General features: G+C 41.1%; 11 protein-coding genes. 10 read left to right on the forward strand and 1 reads right to left on the reverse strand.

Annotated elements, in window-relative coordinates; genetic code table 11:
• Nucleotides 1–65 precede the first annotated feature (65 nt).
• The 7 genes from TVG_RS04295 (at nucleotide 66) to nth (ending at nucleotide 11,739) form a co-directional block, all read left to right on the forward strand.
• Nucleotides 66–1,376, forward strand: a complete 1,311-nt coding sequence (locus TVG_RS04295) for a TldD/PmbA family protein (RefSeq protein ID WP_010917056.1) — start codon at nucleotides 66–68, stop codon at nucleotides 1,374–1,376.
• Complete coding sequence (locus TVG_RS04300; protein ID WP_241760249.1) at nucleotides 1,328–2,668, forward strand: TldD/PmbA family protein; 1,341 nt, start codon at nucleotides 1,328–1,330, stop codon at nucleotides 2,666–2,668. The genes TVG_RS04295 and TVG_RS04300 overlap by 49 nt, the downstream gene beginning before the upstream one ends.
• Before the next feature lie 100 nt (nucleotides 2,669–2,768).
• Nucleotides 2,769–5,108, forward strand: coding sequence for a M1 family metallopeptidase (locus TVG_RS04305; RefSeq protein WP_010917058.1), 2,340 nt, complete (start codon nucleotides 2,769–2,771; stop codon nucleotides 5,106–5,108).
• A 32-nt stretch (nucleotides 5,109–5,140) separates the two neighbouring features.
• Complete coding sequence (locus TVG_RS04310; protein ID WP_010917059.1) at nucleotides 5,141–6,535, forward strand: MFS transporter; 1,395 nt, start codon at nucleotides 5,141–5,143, stop codon at nucleotides 6,533–6,535.
• Between the two features lie 380 nt (nucleotides 6,536–6,915).
• Nucleotides 6,916–7,953 carry a glutamine-hydrolyzing carbamoyl-phosphate synthase small subunit gene (locus TVG_RS04315; protein ID WP_010917060.1) on the forward strand — a complete coding sequence of 346 codons (1,038 nt, stop codon included), beginning with the start codon at nucleotides 6,916–6,918 and terminating at the stop codon, nucleotides 7,951–7,953.
• Nucleotides 7,946–11,080: a carbamoyl-phosphate synthase (glutamine-hydrolyzing) large subunit gene (gene carB, locus TVG_RS04320; RefSeq protein WP_010917061.1), complete on the forward strand. Its 3,135-nt coding sequence runs from the start codon at nucleotides 7,946–7,948 to the stop codon at nucleotides 11,078–11,080. Before TVG_RS04315 ends, carB begins: the two co-directional genes overlap by 8 nt.
• Before the next feature lie 11 nt (nucleotides 11,081–11,091).
• Complete coding sequence (nth, locus tag TVG_RS04325) at nucleotides 11,092–11,739, forward strand: endonuclease III domain-containing protein (protein WP_010917062.1); 648 nt, start codon at nucleotides 11,092–11,094, stop codon at nucleotides 11,737–11,739.
• Nucleotides 11,740–11,755: 16 nt separating this feature from the next.
• On the opposite strand, the gene TVG_RS04330 is transcribed toward nth, so the two are convergent.
• Nucleotides 11,756–13,528, reverse strand: coding sequence for an APC family permease (locus TVG_RS04330; RefSeq protein ID WP_010917063.1), 1,773 nt, complete (start codon nucleotides 13,526–13,528; stop codon nucleotides 11,756–11,758).
• Between the two features lie 90 nt (nucleotides 13,529–13,618).
• On the opposite strand from TVG_RS04330, the gene lysA reads away from it, so the two are divergent.
• From lysA to TVG_RS04345, 3 genes are all read left to right on the forward strand, one after another.
• Nucleotides 13,619–14,848 carry a diaminopimelate decarboxylase gene (gene lysA / locus TVG_RS04335; RefSeq protein ID WP_010917064.1) on the forward strand — a complete coding sequence of 410 codons (1,230 nt, stop codon included), beginning with the start codon at nucleotides 13,619–13,621 and terminating at the stop codon, nucleotides 14,846–14,848.
• A 92-nt stretch (nucleotides 14,849–14,940) separates the two neighbouring features.
• Entirely contained in the window at nucleotides 14,941–18,366 is a 3,426-nt protein-coding gene (gene smc, locus TVG_RS04340; protein ID WP_010917065.1) for a chromosome segregation protein SMC, read from the forward strand.
• A complete protein-coding gene (locus TVG_RS04345; RefSeq protein WP_010917066.1) occupies nucleotides 18,356–19,108 on the forward strand; it encodes a segregation and condensation protein A in 753 nt (250 codons plus the stop codon). Before smc ends, TVG_RS04345 begins: the two co-directional genes overlap by 11 nt.

Consider the following 19,108-nt stretch of genomic DNA (forward strand, 5'->3'; position numbering starts at 1 on the left):
ATGGATCTAATTGACCGCATAATTTCATACATCGACGGGAAGTGCAAATACGGCGAACTAGGTACATGGACATAACAAGCAGGGGAGCTTTCTACAGGAATGGTGAATTTGATGGATCTTCCAGTTCTAGAGGCAGTGGCTATGCAATAAGAGTTGTCAATGACTCCATAGCTATCGCATATTCAAATTCAGATGATTGGGAAAGGGTAAAGAAACGGATAGATGAGGCATTAGACAGGTCAAGAAAAATAGGAAAATCAAAAATTTTTACAGGAAGAGATGTGCGGAGTTCATGGACTAAACTAGGAAACAAGAAAGTTCTGGATACAGATTTTAATGAAATCGTGGATATATTAAAAGAAGCGGATACTGCTGCATCTAATGTTGCTCAGCTACGAATAAATTCTATTTCCGATAAGATAGTTAAAGAATATTATATGAACACTGAAGGTTCTGAAGTCCATGGCGAATATTCGAGGATATATTTCCAATATCTAATCGGTGTTGTCGAGAGCGGTAATTATGAGCAGTCATCTGAGGAATATGGATACACTGGTGGCTATGAAACTTTTGACTTAGGAAGGATAGCAGAGGAGGAAAGGGAGGATGCTGTCAAGCTAAGGGAAATAGCTCTCGCACCTTCAGTAGAGCCAGGAAAATTTGACGTTATAATTGGTCCGGAGATATCTGGTATTGTAGCGCATGAGAGTGCGGGACATCCAACAGAGTACGATAGGATAGCTGGAAGAGAAGCCGTCCTTGCTGGTGAATCTTTCTTATCCGGTAAAAAATTTCCGTATAAAATAGGTTCTGAATTGGTTAATGTTGTTGATGATCCGACCGTAGAAAACTCTTTCGGATACTATCTCTACGATGATGAAGGTGTTCCTGCAAGAAAGAGATACCTTTACAAGGATGGAATGACATCTGAATTTCTATTAAACAGGGAGAGCGCCGCCTGGGCAGGAACTGAAAGCAACGGAGCCGGCCGTTCATCTTCATGGGATATGGAACCGCTTGCAAGAATGAGTACTACGTACATAGAGCCAGGTGATTATTCCTTTGAAGAGCTGTTCGAAGGCGTCCGGAGAGGAGTATACATTAAATCATTCACAGAATGGAATATCGATGATCTAAGGTTCAACGAAAAGTATGTTGGAAAAGAGGCTTACTACATAGAAAACGGTGACATAAAGGGCCGTGTAAGGAGGCCAGTCCTTGAAACAAATACGGTAAACTTTTACTCGTCCGTAGATGCGGTTGGTAAGGACCTGCACTTTAACGCAGGTATATGCGGCAAGGGCGATCCCGAACAAGGTGTTGAAGTATGGATGGGAGGACCGCACCTGAGATTGAGAGGAATGATCGTAAAGTGATCGAAATGGCTGACGTAGAACATCTAATTAGAAAATTATCGGACAACTTTGAAGAATACGTAGTCAAACAAGAATATGCCTCTGATACGCAAGTAAGGTTTTCAAATTCAAAATTGGATTTGACAAACATTTGGGATGAGTACGGAATTGATATTTTTGTATCTTCTGGCAGAAAAACTGCCTCAATTGCCGTACACAGCCCTGATGAAGGCATATCTAAGATAGATTATCTACAGAAGGTGTTGTCGAACTCTCCTGAAAACTCTATTTACGAAGGTATAAACGACAAGAAGCAAATCTATCGGGCTGTAGATTACAAGGATGACGAAAAGGATGTTCAAGACATGGCTGTCGCTGCTATAAGTTCCGCCGAAGATGAAGGTGCTCGACGTGTATCAGGTCTTATCTACAAAAGATCATCTGAGGAGAGCATATTTACCAGGTATAACACATATTCGGCTCATAAATATGGTATAGAGGCGGCTGTACGATCATTTATAGGGGAGAGTTCCGGCCAGTATACTGCTCACTACGGCCCATCATCGAAGGCTGATACTGAAGAAGTCGGTAAAAGATCAGTTCGAAGCATATTGAAGGTCGATAGCGTCAAGGGAAATGAAGGAAAATATCGCGTTATTTTCTCACCGATGGCCTTTGGGAATATAATTTCCTATGGATCGTACCTATTCTCGGCCTATTCAATAATTTCAGGGATGAGTTACCTGGAGGGAAGGATAGGAAAGGAGGTCGCCAATGAAAGTTTTTCGCTTGTTGACGATCCAACCGATACAAAGGGAATCGGATTTGAATACTTTGATGATGAGGCTACAGCGACAAAAAGAAATACGATCATAGAAAGAGGGATACTCAAAACCTATCTTCACTCCTATTCTACTGCTAAGAAAATGCATACTGAAACAACTGGAAACGCTGGGATAATTTCACCAGAGGCATGGCAACTAGAGGTTGATGGAGGGGACTCTAGCTTAGATGAAATGATAGCAGATACGAAGGAAGGCGTGGTCATAATGAATAGCTGGTATTTGAGGTTCCAAGACTACAGAAACGGAGTATTCTCTACAGTTCCTCGGGACGGCATATACCATATAGTAAAAGGTGAAATTAAAGAATCGTGGTCTGGGATTAGGATAAGCGATAGCTATTCTAACGTGTTGTCAAATATATCGCTTATTTCAAAGGAAGCAGAATACGTAAAATGGTGGAACGAGATCTCAGCATCTAAAATGCCGTATATTGCTATAGATAAAGTTACGCTGACAAGATCATTTTAATTTAATTGATTATGTGATAATTCACTTAATCTTTGATAGAGGCTGATTTAAAACTTTACCCTCGCAATAAAATTTAAGCCATTTTCCAACATTAACCACCATGGATATATCAGAATACGATTTGACCCTCGATCTTGATCTGCAATCTAAAACCTTTCACGGCACTGAAACAATCTCAGCTTCCTCTGGAGACTTTGTTCTTGACGCCGTTGGATTTAATATAGAATGGATCAAAGTTAATGGATCGGATGCCAAATTTGAATACGACGGAAACTTACTGAAGATAAACGGGCTTGAAACTGCACAGAAGGTTGAAATCTCATATTCTGGGAAGATTAGTGATTCGCTCTCTGGAATATATTTTGCAGGTAGGGAGAGCAATGGCATGGTCACTACTCATTTTGAGGCAACAGACGCTAGGAGAATGTTTCCCTGTATTGATCATCCTGCCTACAAGGCAGTCTTCTCAATAACTCTTGTAATAGACAAAGACTACGATGCAATATCGAACATGCCTATAAAGAAGGTAGAGACATCTGACAGGAAGATAGTGGAGTTTGAGAAGACTCCAAGGATGTCAACCTATCTGCTGTACATAGGTGTTGGAAAGTTCAAGTATGCATCAGAACGTTACAAGGACAGGGAGATAATACTTGCATCCCTTAAGGACATTAAGTCGAAGTATCCAATCGATATAGCTAAAAGGTCAATAGAGTTCTACGAAGGTTACTTCGGAATACCCTATGCACTGCCAAAGATGCACCTGATATCAGTTCCGGAATTCGGAGCAGGTGCAATGGAGAACTGGGGTGCAATAACATTTAGAGAGATATACCTAGATATTGCAGATAACTCTGCTGCTTCTACGTTGAGGCTCTCCGCAAATGTAATAGCCCACGAAATAGCCCACCAGTGGTTCGGAGATCTCGTCACAATGAAGTGGTGGAACGATCTGTGGCTGAATGAGAGCTTTGCAACATTCATGAGTTATAAGACAATGGATACTATCCATCCTGAGTGGCAGTTCTGGGGTGACTTTTTTGTTTCGAGGACTTCCGGCGCACTTCGCTCAGATTCTCTCAAGAATACGCACCCTATAGAGGTTGATGTAAAGGATCCTGATGAGATATCGCAGATATTTGATGAGATAAGCTATGGAAAGGGTGCGTCAATACTCAGGATGATAGAAGACTATGTTGGTGCTGAAGACTTCAGGAAGGGCATATCGAAATACCTAAAAGAACATGCATATGGAAACGCAGAAGGCTCTGATCTATGGAATGCAATAGAAACAGAATCAGGAAAACCAGTGAACAGGATAATGGAGGCATGGATAACAAAGGCAGGTTACCCTATTTTGAAAGTAAGTCAGGATAAAACCGGGATTAAAGTAATGCAATCCCGCTTCTTCTTAGGTGGAGGAGAATCCACCGATAGATGGCCAGTACCTGTGAAAATGAGGCTAAACAATGGGATCAGCCAGATGCTTCTTGAGGAGGAATCTACCGTTATAACGGATAAAGATGTTATTAAATTAAACGCAGATAACTTGGGTTTCTACAGGGTTAACTACGATGATGAAACTTTTTCAAAGATCATTGAAAATATGGACAAATTAACACCTTTAGATAGAGTAGGCCTTGTTGACGATCTTTTTGCTTTCCTGATGGCAGGAGTGATAACACCAGACACTTACAAGAATAGGATCAAATCATTCTTTAACGATAAAGACGCAAATGTTATATCAAACATAGTGAACCAGTTTGAATACCTTCGCATAATAACGCATTATTTTGATGCAGATGCGAGGGAATTCCTTGGCACGGCCATAAGATATTTGGAATCAGCAGATGACGAGAACCTGAAGATAGCCTATGGAAAGGCATCTAGGCTTCTTGCGTTGCTGGATGAGGCTTACTGTGAAACTCTAGCTCCGCGCTTTTCGAATTTTGAACAGCAGACTCCGGAACTGAAATCGGCTATTGCGACGGCATATGCACTTTCTACAGGTGACGTTAAGGGAATGGTCGAAAAATACAGATCGCTGGATAGAGATGAAGATAAGGTAAAGATCATATCTGGCTTTGGAAAGCTAAAGTCCTCTACGGATCTTTCAGTAGTAAGCGGGATGATAGAGAAGGGAGAGATAAAGAAGCAGGATATGCTTTCATTTTACCTTTCAGCTCTAGAGACAATGGCAGGCCGTGAGTATATATATTCTAATTTGGAAAACATTGTTAAAAATGTAATTAGGTACTTTACTGGAAACAGGACAGCTTCACGTACAGTAGAGCAGATACTGCCTGTAATTGGACTCACACATCCTGATGCTGCATCAATTATAGAGAGGATAGGATCGAAGAATACAACGATGGGCTTAGCCAAGGGTAAGGAGCTTCTGGAGGTGAACAGATCGCTTCTGGAGAGGATCGGCCATTAAAAAAGTATTCCGCTGGTATAGAAAAGTCAAAGGTGAACAGAGCTTTAATATTGACCACCACTAGCATAGGATCCTTCGTCACTCCATTTTTCTCCAGTGTAGTATCATTTGCCGTCCCAAAAATAGCGTTATTCTACCATTTAAATTTCCAAGATGCTTCCTTGATCCCATTGATTATCCTTATTCCTCTGGCATCAACAATGATACTGCTTGGCAGATTAGCAGATAGTATCGGAAGAACTTTTATTTTTAGGATTGGCTTTTTGATTTTTTCAGTCTCAGCTTTCATAGGGGCATTTTCTAAATCTTTTCCTATCCTGACAGTAGCACTCTTCTTTTCAGGCTTTGGGAGCGCAGCTCTCAGCACAAATTCAACAGCCCTGATCGGATATATATTTGCCGGCGATAAAAGAGGATCAGCTCTTGGAATCAATGCAATGGCTGTGTATCTAGGTCTCACCATGGCTCCATTCTTAGGCGGGATTCTAATAGAGTTTGTAGGCTGGCAGTCGATATTTTATCTTACCGCTCCTCTGGCCCTTATAGGCTTGGCAGTATCATTTGCCACTTTAAAGGGAGTAGAAGCAAAGGGAAGGATGAATTCCGACTACCTTTCTGCGGTATTTTTTTCAACCGCACTTTTTTCGCTGGCATTTTTCCTAGCTCTCGGCTATGTTTATAATTTTGAGCAATTCCTGCCTTTGCTGATCATAGGCGTGGCATTTTTGTATTTGTTTTTCCACAGGAATAAGCGCGTTGAGACACAACTCATACCAGCTAATCTCTTCAAAAGTAACAGAACGTTCCTATTTTCAAACGTAACGGCCTTACTTAACTATCTCAGCACCTTCTCCATAGTTTTCGTATTCTCCATCTACCTACAGGTTATACTTAAGGTGTCTCCATTCCAGGCGGGCCTGTCAATCCTACCGGAACCTGTGTTCATGGTTATTCTTTCTCCTATCGCCGGTAGAATTTCTGATAGAATAGGATCCAGATATCTAGCTTCTGCTGGAATGGCTATAATAGGTTTATCCTTTCTGTTTCTCTACGTATTTCCTAAAATATCTGTTTTCCTGGTCATGGTCTTTCTCAGCTTCATAGGCATTGGTTTCGGCTTTTTTTCTGCTCCGAATACAAATTCTGTTATGGGATCTGCTCCACGTGAAATGTCAGGCATTGCTTCTGGCTTTCTTGGAACAATGAGATTTGTTGGCCAATTCTTGAGCATACTTGTTGCATCTTTTATCCTTAGTACGTTTATGCCGCGCACCATGGTTGTAGGCATATTTTCAGGCATATTCGTTACTATAAGCCAGGCCTATTATGATTCATTCGTCTCAGGCTTTAGACTAGTAATGCTTATTTCCGCTGTCTTAAGCTTTATCGGAGCGTACACTTCTTTGATGAAGGAAACAGGTAGGTAACAGTTATATGTGTTTATCGATATCACAGGATAATATTAGTATCTATATTCTTACATTAACTTTTTACCTATAGGGCTTCTATCGGGCCTTTAGCTGATCGCTTCTTGGATATGTATTTGCTAATGATTTATTGATGTCAAGTTTAATAAAAAGATACGACTATAAATAATAATCTATCATCAGAGTAAGAAAATATACTATTTTATAATGATCCTCAGAGCAAAAGAGGCCTTCCTGTGGATTTAAAGGTAGCATCTAGTTAATGCTTTCGCATTCAAATTTGACTCTGAGTTAGTGAAGGAGATCAGCTAAGATTCGCCGACACTCACATATGAAAAAAATTATTAACCTACTATCAATAGGCTCGGAAAAAGATTCCTATGAAAAAATACCTAGTTATGGAAGATGGAACCGTCTTATCTGGTCAAGGCTATGGTTCTTACAAAGAGGCATATGGCGAACTTGTTTTTACCACATCTATGACAGGATACCTCGAAACTTTAACAGATCCTTCGTATGTAGGTCAGATGCTTGTATTCGCCTCTCCAACCATTGCTAACTATGCCCTTGAAATGGGAAAAATGGAATCTAATGGAGTAAAAGTTTCGGCGTTAATTACAAAGGACGCGCATATAGAGCTTAAAAAGGGAGGCTACGGTAGAGAGTTCGACGAATTTCTTAAAGAGCAAGGTATTCCTGGGATAGATGGAATAGATACTAGGATGCTCGTTAGAAAGATTAGGGCAAATGGAGTGTTAAGGTCATACGTTGTTAATGATCCTTCCCATTCTCTTGATTTCCCAGATCCAATGAACGATGATCTAGTATCTAAGGCTGTGCCGCATCATGATCCAGTTTTTGTAAAAGGAGAGGAAGGCGGGACAGTACTCTTCATAGACTTAGGAAGTAAGAATACCCTGAAGGAGCTGATGCTTCAAAACTTCTCACTTATAGTTGTAGATAAACAAACGAATTTAGATGAAATTGAAGGTTATGACGCAATATTCGTTTCGAACGGCCCAGGCGATCCATCGCATCCTTCACTATCCAATGTTATAAAGTTCCTCTCCCATAATATAGGGGTAAAACCGTTGTTCGGAATCTGTTTTGGTCTTCAGGCAATATCCTTGGCTTATGGTGCAAAAACTTATAAGATGAAATTTGGCCATCGAGGTTCCAATCACGCTGTCACAGATGGCACTCATTCATATGTGACAACGCATAACCATGGGTACGCTGTCGATGGATCAACGGTAAAGGACTTTAAAGTGATAGGATGGGATGCAAACGATGGCACAGTCGAGATTATAGAAGGCGATGATATGTTTGCAGTCCAATTTCATCCGGAGGCTTCTCCAGGACCACACGATACGAGGTGGTTCTTTGGTGAAATGAAGAGGAGGATCGGATATGCCTAAACGAGAAGACATATCTAAGATCCTAGTCATTGGTTCAGGCCCAGTTGTAATAGGCCAAGCCGCCGAGTTTGATTATTCTGCATCTCAGGCCTGTAGGTCTCTTCGGGAAGAAGGGTACGAAGTAGTGCTATTGAACTCTAACCCAGCTACTATTCAGACTGACCACGAAATTGCTGACAGAGTTTACATAGAACCCATAACTGTGGAAGCAGTAGAGACTATAATAAGAAAAGAGGAAATAGATGCAATTGAGCCTCATATGGGGGGCCAGACAGCACTTAACCTTGTTGTTTCTCTTAAGAAAATGGGCATAATTGACAAATATGGCATAAAGATAATAGGCACGCCGGTAGAATCCATAGAAATATCTGAGGATCGTCAAAAATTTCACGATTTTCTTATCTCAATCGGAGAAAGAGACCCAGAGCGATACAGGATATCACGTTCCAACTATAAGGAAGAGATCGAAAAGATACCTTTTATGCCAGTAATTGTCCGTACTTCATTTTCCTTAGGCGGATCCGGCGGCAACATAGTCAAAACAAAGGAAGAGCTCAAGGCCTACGCGGAGGAATTATTTAGAGGAATCGATGAAGACTATATAGAGGTAAACAGATCACTTGCGGGATTGAAAGAATTAGAGTATGAGATGATAAGGGATTCTATTGGAAACTGCATAACAGTATGCAACATGGAGAACTTGGATCCGATGGGAGTACATACAGGCGAGAGCATTGTGGTGACGCCATCGCAGACTCTGAGCGACATTCAGTATCATATGCTTAGGGACGCAGCAATTAAGATAGTGTCTGGCCTTGGAATAGTTGGGGCCTGCAACATCCAATTCGCATTGGATGGAAACGATTACTATGTAGTAGAAGTTAATCCCAGGACGTCGAGGTCTTCTGCCCTGGCATCTAAAGCAACTGGATATCCCATAGCCAGGATCGCGGCGAAAATAGCCGTTGGGTACAACCTAACGGAGATAAGGAACCCAATAACTAAAAACACGTTTGCTGCATTTGAACCATCTCTCGATTACGTAACTGTAAAAATACCAAGGTGGCCCTTTGATAAGTTTTCAGTCGATAGAACCATAGGAGTACAAATGAAGTCCATAGGAGAGGTTATGGGTATAGGCCGGACTTTCGAAGAAGCCTTAATGAAGGCTATTGCCTCCCTCGACATAGATCTATCGTATAGATTGAGGCTGTACGTCTCGGACGAAGAGATATGGAACTTGGTACGTACACCAAATGATAGGCGTATCTTTGCTATATTTGAGGCTTTGTTTCGTGATTTTCCTGTTGACAGAATAATGGAAGAATCAATGTATGACCGTTATTTTATTGAAAAGATGCAGAACATCGTGGATTATCTAAAAACGTTGGAGTTTGGGCATATCCCGGAAAATTTGATTTCCCTAAAGAAGCTCGGCATATCTGATGAAATTATCGGAAGAACGTGTGGCATAGATCCAGATGAGATAACAAGGTACAGGATTACGAACAGAATACTCCCTGTTTTCAAAGAGATCGACACTTGTTCCGGGGAATTTGAGGTAATTGCACCATACCTTTATTCCACGTATGAGGATGAAGATGAATTACCAGGCATATCTGGTTTCGTTGCGATCATAGGTTCCGGCCCTAACAGGATCGCCCAGGGGCTTGAATTTGATTATGGAGCTGTAAAGGCTATAACTGCCCTAAGAAAGATGGGTGTTGGAAGTGTAATGATAAATTCTAACCCAGAAACTGTCTCCACGGATTTCGATGTATCCGATGCACTCTTTTTCGAGCCAATAACTGTCGAGCATGTTTCCAATATACTTGCAAAGGCTAATTTGCGAGGCCTTATTGTACAATTTTCAGGACAAACCGGGCAAAATATAGCCAGAAGGATTGAAAACGTCCTAGGAAGTAGTGTAGTTATGGGGACATCCTCTGAAAGCATAGATAGGATAGAGGACAGGTCTCTTTTTTCAAAGCGCTTAGAAGCAATGGGCATCGATCAGCCAAAATTCGAAGTCGCCACGAATGCCGAGGAAGCTATTAACAAGTCACTGGCATTAGGCCTTCCTGTCATATTGCGTGCTAGCCACGTGATAGGCGGCCGAGCTATGGATATAATATACGATTATGACTTCCTCGTAGAAAGATCAAGGGAAGTTTTCGAGAACGTAAATTCCGTGCTTGTCAGCAAGTACCTGGAAAACGCCGTAGAGATAGATGTAGACTTTGTTTCTAACGGAGAGGACTTTCAAATATGCGGCATACTTGTTCATATAGAGGAAGCTGGCGTTCATTCAGGAGACGCTACGATGATATTTGGTCCTAAAATTGTGCCACAAGCAGCGGAGGAAAAGATCAAGAGTATAGTGGGAAAACTAGTCAGAGAATTCAATCTCATCGGCATATCCAACCTTCAAGCAGCAATTAAAGATGATGAAGTCTACGTAATAGAGCTCAACGCACGATCAAGCAGGTCGATTCCATTCATATCCAAGGCTACGGGATACAACTGGGTTGAATTAGCAGTCTCGGCTATAATGACTGGAAAGCTTGAAAAGGTATCAGTGAGTTCTAAAGGATACTTCGTAAAGGTTTCAGTCTTTCCATTCTCCAAGTTCAACGACATGGACGTTTCGCTCGGCCCAGAAATGAAATCTACAGGCGAGGCTATGTATCCAGGTTTTACCATGGAAGAGGCAATAAGAAAATCAATCCTAAGGGATATCAAGTCTGTGTTCATAAGCGTAAGAGACGATGACAAGCCGAGAATAATCGAAGCAGCGTCCATTATGAAGCAAAACGGCCTGAAGATATATGCAACCATGGGTACATCAAGGTATCTAAGGGAACGGGGCATAGAATGTGAGACTGTTTATAGGATAAAAGACGAGAGAAAGCCAAGGATTTATGACATGATATTAGCTGGATACATCGATTTGGTGATCAATACGCCTGAGATGAATGCAGGATCTGTGCGTGACGGCTTTAAAATAAGGAGGCTATGCGTGCGCAAAGGAATACCATTGGTAACCAATATAAACTTAGCTAACGCCTATTCAAAATGCCTATCTTATACGAACATAGATTATCGTGAAATATCCTCTTATCATTAGCTGGTGTCCGCATGAATAATTGGGACGAAAAAAGCATTAGAGACGTATACGAAAGAATAAAAGATCAAGCGCCTAAACACAAATTTGTATTTCACGATCCATTTTGGATGCTTATTACTACGGTCCTCTCCCAGCGCACCAAGGACGAAACAACTGATCAGGCCGCACTTGCGCTGTATGAAAGATACAGGACGATTGAAGGTTTAGCCTCTGCAGATGTATCGGATGTCGGATCTATAATTAGCAAAGTAGGTTTTTGGCGTGTAAAAGCGAAGAAGATTATCATGATAGCCCAGATAATACGGGATGAGTATGGTTCTAAAGTTCCTGCAAGCATGGATCAGCTTTTATCGCTTCCGGGCGTCGGTGTTAAGACGGCAAGTGTGGTTCTGGCCGAAGGCCTAGGCATACCCATGATAGCTGTGGATACTCACGTATTCCGTATTTCCCACAGGATAGGGTGGTCATCGTCAAAGACTCCTGAGCAGACTGCCCAGGACCTGATGCAAATAATACCGAAAGATCTTTGGATCGGATTCAACCCCACGCTTGTAGAGTTTGGTAAGGCCGTCTGCAGACCGGTATCCCCTAAATGCAGTATGTGTAGAATAAATGAGTTCTGTGAATATTACAAGAAAAAGAATTCGAAAGAAAAATGAATTTATAAATCGATCGTCATTCCGGCACTGGACCTGATCGTTTTAGTTCCGTTAATTCATTTGTTTCTATACCTGTTTTGACTGATACGAAAAATATGAAGAAGCTCAACGCAGCAAAGATCAAATAATCATATGGATAAGCAATTGCATTTGTTCCCAGAGATCCGAAGTATGACATCGTGCCTAATATTGAATTGTATACTATTATCCAAACGGAGGATACAACCTCATTTGATCTGGATCTTATGTAGAGAAATGCGAACGTTATTGCAGGTATTGAATTAAGTATTGGCCAGTACACTTCGAAAGGAATGTATGAGATATAGCCGAAGTATCCGACAATGCTTAGTAATATCCAGTAGACTGCACTTAAGGCTATTGCTTCTCTGCTGGTTATATCAAGGCTCTCCCTAAATTTGCTCAATATAAGAAGAGGCAGACCAGCATAAACGATTAGAATGAGAAAATCTATTATCGACCATCCAGACCAGTATACCAGCATTGATGCAGCGACGAAAGCTACAGGCGAAAGCACCGTTGCGAAGGGCAATTTGAATGGCCTGTTAAGGTCAGGGGCCAGCTTCCTTAGTACGCTGTTTGTTGTGCCGGCTGAGAGATATGCGTATACCGTAAACGATGCGTTTATGCCTACTATAAGGTACCAACTCGGAAAAGGTGCGAGGAAGAGCGAGGAAATGATCAAAGTAAAAATAAGGCCTACCCATGGAGTTCTAAACTTTGGGTGTATAGAACCAAAAAATTCAGGCAAAACGTTTAGCCTCGACAAGCCGTAGAACGACCTTGCAGAAGTGCCTTCATATACACCCAAGGATGCTAGTGGAGATATAAAGGCATCGATGAGTATAACTATGGCGAAGATAGCAAGAATGGCAACACCAGAATACTTTGTAGCATAATAGAATGGACCAGAAGCCCATGTAGATTTGCTTAAAAGAGTCCAATCCCCAGGCGATAGCGATAGATCAGACCATCTTATTGAACCTATGAACGCGATCTGCAATGCAACGTATATGGCTATTGTGACTAAGAGGGCAGCAATAAGGCTCATTGGGACATCACGCTGCGGATTTTTAGCTTCTCCTGCATATTCAATGCCTTGCCTAAATCCCTCGAAGGCGTATACCACACCACTTGGTATGAGAGCAGCAAATATAGCGGACGTACCGTATGGAAGAAATCCATGGGCTACTTTAAAGTTGCCTGGATGAAACGAAAAGCTCATCAGTAAAACTACGGTTATTACAGGTATCGCTATCTTCCATGTCGTAAGTACCGTGTTTAGTTTTCCGTAGACGTTCACTCCCATAAACTGAATGAAGAAAAAGAAAAGTATCAGAAAAATCGATACGATTATGCCGAGTGGCGTTAAAACACCGACACTAGAGTTGTAGAGTTGTGGCATGTACGTTGAAGTGTAAGTAACAAGGGATATTGCTTCTACTGTTACTGTGGACACTGCTCCTATGAGGTAGGCCCACCCTATCATGAAGTTGGATATTGATCCGTGCGAATACTGGTTGAATCTGACTATCGACCCAGAGTATGGTATTATACTCGAAAGTTCCGCAAAAGCGAGGGCAATCACGAAGAAAAACAGTGCAGCGATCATCCACGTAAAGATCGATCCTGGGCCTACGTAGCTAGCAGTGTCAAGTGCAGCAAATAGCCATCCAGAACCAATCATTCCAGTTACGGCCAGAAAAAATAGATCTGTAGAGTTCAGGCTCTTTCTCAATTTGCCGGATACTAAATTCGAATTATCGTTCATTACTTCGTAATAGATAAATCATATATAAATGTCGTAGTAATATTACGAATTTCGTAATACAATTAATATATGCAATTGTGATGACATAGCATGGAGAATGATAACCCGTTCGTTTGGAATGGAGACGACATGCTTGTCGAAGGCTATTCTGTAAAGGCTATAGTGGAAACCTTTGGAACACCCGTAATTATCTATTCGGCTCCTCGAATCGTAAAGAATGTGTCTTCACTATTCGGTGCAATGCCAAAGGTTACGAAGTGCTTTTACTCTGTTAAGGCAAATTCTAACCCCAATCTTGTAAGGCTTATTGGCCGCCAAGGCTGCGGGTCTGAGGTGACCAGCTTAGGAGAGATACAGATTGCAATGATATCGTCCATCGATCCGGATGATATCCTTTTCACCCCAAACAACGTGTCTAAGGAAGAAATGGATTTCGCGTTAGATCGAGGTATTAAGATCACATTTAATTCTCCAGGTCAGTTTGAACTAGTTTCGAACAGAGTAGAAGAAGCTACGTTTAGGATAAATCCTGGCATTGGACATGGAGAGCATCCTGGAACTACGACGGGCGGACACGGATCCAAATTTGGAATAGATCCGGAAACTGCGCTAAAATTGTACACGAGAGCAAAAGAATTAGGCATTAGGAAATTTGGCATCCACATGATGGTTGGTTCTAATAATACCGATGCAGATCTAATGCTCACTTTTTACAAAAAATTCTTTGATATGGCATCGGAGATCGAAAAAACCGCACATTTGCAATTTTCTTACATCGATATAGGCGGTGGCTTCGGTGTTCCGTACAATGATGAACAGAGATCGCTTGACATTAAAAAACTTGGCAGCGGATTAAAGGAACTGGTAGATCAATACGGTATTGAAAGACTTTTTATTGAACCAGGCAGATACATCGTTGCAGATGCTGGCATCCTAGTTGGAAAAGTTTATGACGTTTACAATGGCTTTGTGGGTACCGATATTGGTATGAACATAAATATTAGGCATGCCCTATACGGCGCAGAACATAGATTTTATGCGCTAACGGGAAGATCAGATGAAGCCGAATACATAGTGACTGGACAAATATGTGAAAATACTGACGTAACCGGCAGGCTTACGGGAAAAGTTCAAATTGGGGACCTTGTGGCAATGTACGACGCGGGTGCTTATATATATTCGATGAGTTCGAATTACAACGGAAGATTCAGACCCACAGAAGTGATCGTTGATCATGATGGAGTTTATAGGATCAGGAGAAGAGAAACTGTGAACGACATTTTGGCAACAGTAACCGGCATGGAGAAGGTAAATGTCTGACGTTGTATGATGAAATATTATAGAACAAAAGTAAGGTCTCCATTTTCATAAGATTTATATATGTATAAAGAAATGTCATAATAAGTCTGACCATGAGCTCTTATATAGAAAGGATTGAAGCTTATAACTTTAAATCCTTCAGAAAAAAGAAAACAATATACTTTTCGAGAGGGCTTAACGTGATAAGCGGCCCGAATGGCAGTGGCAAGAGCAATATAGGCGATATGCTTTTATTCGTTCTTGGGACTAAATCTATACACTCGGTGAGGGCCGATAAACTCTCGGATCTCATATCGAAAGATTCAGGGAACACATGCTACGTTATAGTTACCTTTAAAAATGATGAAGGTAAATCTCTTGAGATTTCTCGTAGACTTGTTATCGAAGATGAACCTAAATCATATTACTATGTAAATGGTACGAAGGCACGTCAATCAGACGTTGAAGACGCTTTATCTGCCTTTGGCATAAATTTTGGGACGTACAGCTTCGTCTTGCAGGGCGATATCAATGATTTTGTTGGTATGTCAGGAGTTGAAAGAAGAAAACTCATTGAGCGCATTGCGGGAACTGAACAGTTTGATGTAGAACTAGAAAAGGCTAGAAATGATATAGAGGAGGTTGGAAAGAACTTAGATATACTTTCTTCGATGATAGATATAAAGGGGCAAGAAGTAGAAAAACTTAGAATTGAAAAGGAGAAAAAGGAAAGGTATGATATCCTTTCGAAGAGGTTAAGGGACATAAGGTTTACAGAACTATCTAAGGCTAAAGAAGCAAATGATCGATCTATACAGGCTATCGATAGGCAGGTGGATTCTATAGAAAAGGAAATCGAAAAAAGTAAGGTCCTTATTTCAGACTTGAACTTACGCTACCACAGCATAGAACAGCTTTTATCCGAGGAGACGAAAAAACTAAACGATCTAACCAGTGGAGAGATAAGAACTGTACAAGAAAAATTGAGGTCGCTAGAGATCTCTATCGCCAGCCTGGACAGTAAGATTTCTGAAAAAAAGCTAAGGATGCAGGATATGGCTAAGCAGGAAGCTATTGATGATGCAAGGCGTGAGAAGTATGAGGCAGAAGCCGAAGAGATCAGAAAGTCTTTAGAATCTGAACGGAGAGAAAGGGATAAACTTCAAGAAGAGTTTATAGCTGCAGAAGATGAGTACAATAAACTCGTAGCCGAAGCACAGGAAAAGGAGAAGGAAAATGCAACGTCTAGGGTAAAAACTAAGGACTATCAGGTCAAGATCTCCAAACTTAACGATGAAATAAATAGTTTGAAAGAGAAGCTTGCCGAAATTAACATGGCGATCAAGGGGAAAATAGATAGAATCACTGAATTAGAAGAGAGAATGGAAGATATTGGGCTAAAAGTAAAAGCAGATGAATGGAAGCTTTCTCAGAATGCTGAAGATCTATCGAAGTACAGAGACAGGTACTATAAACTTAAGTCAGAGTACGATGAGATTCAGGAAAAAATATCAAAATTAAGTTCGCAGATCTCTGCGGCCGAGGCAACCGCTCGAGCTTCTGTTCCAAGGCAGATAGATAGGGCATCCCAGGTTGAAGAGATTAAAAAGAATATAAGTGGAGTCGTTGGGCAAATACGTGATCTTATAAGTTATGGAGAGAGATATGCGATAGCTGTAGAAAGCGCAGCATCAGCTAGGCTGAATGCAGTGGTCGTTGATACCGACGTTACGGCAAAGAGATGCATAGAGTATCTTCGTGAGAAGAAGATATCACCAATGACATTTCTTCCGCTGAACAAGATGCGCGCAATGTCAAATTTGTCCGAGCCAGATATATTGTCCAGGGATGCTGGATTCCTTGGCTTCCTCATAGATTTCATTGACTTTGACGATAAATACAGGAATGCTGTATTCTGGGTATTCAGAGATACTGGACTTGTCTCGGACATAGATGCTGGCCGCAGGCTGATGGGTTCAATAAGGCTTGTTTCCCTTGACGGGGATGTATTCGATCCTAGCGGATCAATAACCGGCGGTTTCAGGAGACAGGTACGCCAGCCCGCTAGATCGCCCTCAGAAGATCTGGATTCCATGAAAAAGGAGCTTGCATTTCTTCAATCAGAAAAAGCTAAAATAAAAAAAGAACTAGACGAGGCCCTTCAATCAATGTCAGATGCCTCAAAGAAAACTGGTGAAATTGAGAAGGAAAGGCAGATAATAAATGATGACCTTGCCAAAAACAAGCAAATCCTTAAAGATATAGCATCAGAATTATCGAAGCTGAAGCAGGAAATTGCTGAAAATAAAGAGGAAAAGGAAGCTTTAGAGAAAGACATCTCTGACAGGCAGCTGGATTTACATAAGTATCAAGAAGCATTGAACGACATATACGATGATCTTGGGCAGTCGATAATCGATACTATAGAAAATAGCATGAGGAAGCTCGAAGATTATAGAAAGAAGATATCAGCAATCACCGCCGACATAGAAGTGAAGGAGAAGAGAGTAAGCTTCCTTGACAAAGAGTCGAACAACATAGTACAGCAGAACATAGAATTAGAGATTCAGAGAAAGGCAGTTGAAGATGAAATACATAATATAGAAATCCAGAAAAGGTCAATGGAGGAAGAACTGAAGAAGCACGAATTGTTCCTTAAACAACTCGAAAGCAGCCATAGTGACATAGCATCAAAAATAAAAGACATGGAAAATGAGATGAAGGAGATACGATCCAAAATAGAAGAGATAAATTCTGATGTTGAGATAAAACGTAGCATACTGTCCGAATTAAAGGTAAAGCGTAGCGTTGTCGCTGACAGGAACAGCGCTATAGAAGCTGAGATGCAATCCATCCCAGAACCTACAATGATAGAGGGGGACATTGTACTTGAGAAGAGAAAATGTGAAGCAGACATATCTGCACTCGGAGACATAAACAACGGAGCGATACAAGAGTACGAAGAATCTGTTAAAGCTTACAACGAACTTAAAGACAAGAAGAATAGGCTGGAGCTTGAAAGGAGGAGCCTACAAGATCTGACGGATTCGCTCAATAAAAAGAAGAAGGAGGTATTCGTAAGTACTTTTGAAAAAATAAATGAGAAGATGAACTATGTATATGGTACAATAAATGGTGGTACTGCGAGTCTTGTCCTTAAAGGAGATGATCCTCTAGAATCAGCTGTCGAGGTAAGTGTGACTCCAAAGGACAAGGCAACTGTAAAGATCCAGGCCCTTAGCGGAGGTGAAAAGAGCATAGCTGCTATGTCTTTCATAACTGCTGTCCAGATGCTTATGCCAAGTTCTATTTATTTCTTAGACGAGGTTGATATGTACCTTGATGCTTACAACGCCGAAAGTATGATAAGGCTGATCAGGGAAAAAGCAGGGGAAGCGCAAACAATACTCATATCGCTTAAGGTATCAGTTTTCGAATACGCTGCGAATGCAATAGGTATCACGTCAAGAAATGGAGAGTCCTATATCTTCCAAAAAGACTTAGGTGAAGACAGAAAGGTGCTAGGGAATGAGAGTTGAGGATATACTTGACCAACTGGTTATGCAGTCTAGAGATCAAGATGGCGCAAAATACTATATTAGCCTTATTAACGATATGAGAATTGATAGATCCGTAGATCCTGTAAAATCCATAATACTCGAGATACTATCACTATGTTCGGATGGGCGGATAGATCCGTGGGATGTTGATCTCCTCAAGTTTGCAGAAATCATGAATTCGTTCTTCGGCAATAGCTTTATAGACTTCCAGTTTGCTGGCAAGGCTATTGCCGATGCATGGCGCGTTCTTAGGATAAAGTCTGATATGAGCCCTAAAGAGCAAGATCGGCAAATGAATGATATTGGTTGTGAAGAACCAGAAGACACTGATAATTTCATACCTCAAAATCAAGTAGTTATTCAACTTGTGCCTTCAGTGCTGACACCTCAATCTAGGCCAGTCGTGCTAGTAGATCTTATTGACGAGATAAGAAGGAAGATGTACTCTTCCAGATTGCAAAAGAAAAAGGTAGATGTACACATTGAATTTGATTCGTCAAAGCTAAATCCCGATCGATCTGAAGAAATGATAGAAAAAACCTACAGAGCGATAATAGAATCTGGTAAACAAAAGGTATTCATGTCTGAAATATGGGGCAATACAAGAAGGGAAAGGGCTGTATTTTTCTTATACTCCATGTTTCTGTTTAGAGATGGGCGTATAAGCCTTTCCCAGGAAGAACCCAACGGCGACATACTCATAGAGACAAATGTAATATGA

Source organism: Thermoplasma volcanium GSS1, assembly GCF_000011185.1.
Lineage (GTDB): Archaea > Thermoplasmatota > Thermoplasmata > Thermoplasmatales > Thermoplasmataceae > Thermoplasma > Thermoplasma volcanium.